The sequence below is a fragment of the Pseudoxanthobacter sp. genome (genome assembly GCF_036822375.1).
Lineage (GTDB): Bacteria > Pseudomonadota > Alphaproteobacteria > Rhizobiales > Segnochrobactraceae > Pseudoxanthobacter.
Genome location: NZ_DAISHT010000292.1, coordinates 1 through 3517 on the forward strand (window position 1 = coordinate 1; position 3517 = coordinate 3517).

The 3517-nt window shown below is 70.5% G+C and carries 4 protein-coding genes; 3 read left to right on the forward strand and 1 reads right to left on the reverse strand.

The window, feature by feature from the left end:
• Positions 1–415 (reverse strand): outer membrane protein assembly factor BamE (locus V7067_RS16620; RefSeq protein WP_334177011.1); only part of this gene is annotated, 415 nt, incomplete at its 3' end.
• Between the two features lie 914 nt (positions 416–1329).
• On the opposite strand from V7067_RS16620, the gene V7067_RS16625 reads away from it, so the two are divergent.
• The 3 genes from V7067_RS16625 to plsX all read left to right on the forward strand — a co-directional run.
• Complete coding sequence (locus V7067_RS16625; RefSeq protein WP_334177008.1) at positions 1330–1878, forward strand: ubiquinol-cytochrome C chaperone family protein; 549 nt, start codon at positions 1330–1332, stop codon at positions 1876–1878.
• Positions 1875–2444, forward strand: coding sequence for a DUF177 domain-containing protein (locus V7067_RS16630; protein ID WP_334177009.1), 570 nt, complete (start codon positions 1875–1877; stop codon positions 2442–2444). The genes V7067_RS16625 and V7067_RS16630 overlap by 4 nt, the downstream gene beginning before the upstream one ends.
• A 186-nt stretch (positions 2445–2630) precedes the next feature.
• On the forward strand, positions 2631–3517 hold an 887-nt coding region (plsX, locus tag V7067_RS16635), incomplete at its 3' end, for a phosphate acyltransferase PlsX (RefSeq protein ID WP_334177010.1).

A 3517-nucleotide genomic window follows, 5' to 3' on the forward strand; every position in this document is an offset into this window, starting at 1 on the left:
CGGTGTGGGTCTTCTTGGCGATGAAGTCGAACACCTTGCCGTCCTTCAGGCCGTAATCGGCGATGCGATCGACATGGCCGTTCTGGTCGAAATAGATCGCCAGAATCCGCTGGTCGACGACCTTCGGCATCATGAAGGCGACCGACCGCACGGTCTTCTGCGAGATGTAGTAGAACGCCTCGTTGCCGATGGTGCTGGTGGTGGAGGGCGTGCCGAGGGCCAGCAGCACCTGCTCGCGGCTGGCGCCGATGGGCACCTGCTGCAGGGTGTCCTCACCCAGAACATAGCCGTGGACATAGGTTTCGCTGGCGCAGCCGGCGAGCGGCAGGGCGCCGACGAGGGCCACGCCGGCCACGAGGGCCCGCAGCCGGCCGGTCCGCACCGGACGCCTGCCGGCGGGCGCTCCCGCGCTCATGCCGGCTTTGGATTCGCCGGCTTCGGATTCGCAAGGGTCGATATGGGCATCGGCGCGCTGCACCTTGGCTTCCTCCAGAACCTCAACAGGGACGGTCCGAGGACCGGCCGGATATCTGCCTGCCACGGCCGCCGCCGGACGGGCAAGGGCGAACGGGCAAGGGCGGGCATGAGCAAACGGGCACGGGCGGGCGGGCGCAACCGCGGGCCCGTCCATCCGCCTTCTTATTGCGTGCGATGGCGGCGGCGGCATGTCAACGGGGGCCGTGCAACGCGGTATTTCGCAGCGTGCGCTGCAGCAGCCCCCGGAAGCGTGAAAATCGTGCGGGCCGGACCCCGCCCGGCGCCCGGCCATCCGGCCGCGGCGCGCCGTGTGCGGCCGGCGCCCGCACCGGCACAAGCCCGCAGCCTGCAACAGGCCCGCGGCCTGCGCACCCGCAGCCGCGTGCGAACCCGGACCGGGGCCCATTTGCCGGCCGCCTCGCGCCGGCACCGGGCGGGCGGCAACCGCTGCGGCCCGGGGGGGCGCCCGAAGCAGGGCCTCCGTGGCCGCCACCGCCGTTTCCCCCATTGCCACGCCCCCGGTCGCCGCTTCCCCCGGTTACGGCTTTCCTGTCGCCATGCCACCCGGTGCCATGCCACCCGGTGCCATGCCTCCCGGTGCCATGCCTCCCATTGCCATGCGCCCTCCCGGTCTCTGCACCGGCCTGCATCTGCGCCTCCGGGCGTCTGCGCCGGCCTTGTGCCGGCCGGCATTGCCAGCGGCCGGCCCGGCGGTCATTATTGCTCATCGCCGGCCCGCTGCGGGCGCGCGCGTTGCGCCGCCTGTCGCGTCGCTCCGGCTCCGCCCCGCCGTCTTGCGGCCGGGTTTCCCTTCACCCCGGCCGCCCGTGGCGGCCCCTTTGCTGCGGCTTCATGATCGTCCGTCTCTTTCGTCGCCGCGACCGGCGCCCGCGGGCGCTCTACGCCGCGGTCGTGGCGCAGGCCCGCCATCCGGCCCTCTATCGCCGGCTGGGGGTGGCCGACAGCGTCGACGGCCGTTTCGACATGATCGTGCTGCACGCCGTTCTGGTGTTCCGCCGCCTGCGCGAGGCCGGGCCGGGAATGGCCGGGCCGATGCAGGACCTGCTCGACCTTTTCCTCAGCGATATGGACGGCGCGTTGCGGGAGATGGGTGTCGGGGATCTTGCGGTTCCGCGCCGGATGCGCGACATGGCAGCAGCCTTCTACGGCCGGCTTGATGCCTATATCGGCGCGCTGGACGACGGCTCGCAGCCGGTGCTGGCGGCGGCGATCGCGCGCAATGTGTTTGCGGGCACGCCGGCCGCGGCGCAGGCGGCTGCGCTCAGCGCCTATGGTTTCGCCGCGGCTGACAGCCTTGCCGGGCAGGGCGTGGATGACATTCTTTCCGGCCGCGTGGCGTTTGCCGATCCGGCCGATTTTGCAACCGGAGTTCCGGCATGAACCCGCCTTCCGAACACAGCCCGCCTTCCGAAAAGCCGCCGCTGTCGCACCCGGTCAGCGTGCGTGAAATCGGCGATGCCACGGTGAATGTGGTCTTCACGGCCACGCCGGCCGAGTGCCGCGCACTGGCCGCCAGCCTCTCCGTCCTGTCGGTGGAGGCGCTTTCGGCGCACTTTGCCCTGCGCGGCCGCCGCGACGGCCGGGTGATGGTGGAGGGCCATGTGAGCGCGAAGGTGGTGCAGGCCTGCGTGCTGTCGCTGGAGCCGGTGCCGGCTGCGCTGGAAGATGATGTGGACATCACCTTTGCCCCGCCCGCGTGGTTCCAGCGCCGGCCGGCGGAGCCGGAGGTCGATCTCGATGCCTTCGGCGAGGATCCGCCGGACCTGCTGGAGGGCGATATCCTCGACCTTGGCGCGCTGGCGGCGGAGTTCGTCGCCCTCGGGCTCGATCCCTATCCGCGGGCGCCGGGCGTGTCGTTCACCGAGGTCGATACCGACCCCGACGGCGCGCCGGAAAAGCCCTCGCCGTTCGCGGCGCTGAAGCGCCTGAAACCGGACGGCAACTGATGCGCGCCGGCAACGCACGCCATGCACGCAGAGCCGAGTTGAGCGCAAGGACGGTTGCCAGCGTCGGAGGAATCGCTATGGTCGCCCGTCCGTTGGGTTATCCGGCTGCACCGGGTGCGGTGGCCGCCGACGGGGTTTCGCGATGCGGGAGCACGCGCGCGGAAGACACAGCGGGGATCTGAGCGGATGCCGAAGCAAGTCACCTTATCGCTCGACGCCATGGGGGGCGATCGGGGAGCCGAGGTGGTCGTGCCGGGCGCTGCGATCGCCCTCGAACGCTGCCCGTCGCTGCGGCTGCGGCTCTATGGCGATCTGGCCACGATGCAGCCGCTGGTCGATGCCCACCCGCGTGTGAAGGCGGCCGCGGATCTGGTGCACTGCGAAGTCGCCGTGGGCATGGACGAGAAACCCAGTCAGGCGCTGCGCCACGGCCGGTGGAAGTCGTCGATGTGGCGCGCCATCGAGGCGGTGAAGACCGGCGATGCCGATGCCGCCATCTCGGCCGGCAACACCGGCGCGCTGATGGCCATGGCCAAGTTCTGCCTGCGCACCCTCGACGGCGTCGAGCGGCCGGCCATTGCCGCCGTGTGGCCGACGCTGCGGGGCGAATCAATCGTGCTCGACTGCGGCGCCACCATCGGTGCCGATGCCCAGCAACTCGTCGACTTTGCCATTCTCGGCGGGGCCATGGCGCGCGTCGTTCTTGGCGTGCCGGTGCCGTCGGTGGGGCTGCTCAATGTGGGCGTCGAAGAGGTCAAGGGTATTGAGGAGATCCGCGCCGCCGGCCGCCTGCTGCGCGCCAACCCCTTGCCGACGCTGCGCTATCACGGCTTCGTCGAAGGCGACGACATCGGCGCCGGCACGGTCGACGTGGTGGTGACGGAAGGTTTTTCCGGCAATATCGCCCTGAAGGCGGCCGAAGGCACGGCCAAGCAGATCGCGTCATTCCTGCGCGGCGCTATGGGCCATTCGCTTCGCACCAAGATCGGGTATCTTCTGGCACGGCCGGCGTTTGCGCTGCTCAAAGAAAAGCTCGATCCGCGCAAGTCCAACGGGGGCGTGTTCCTCGGGCT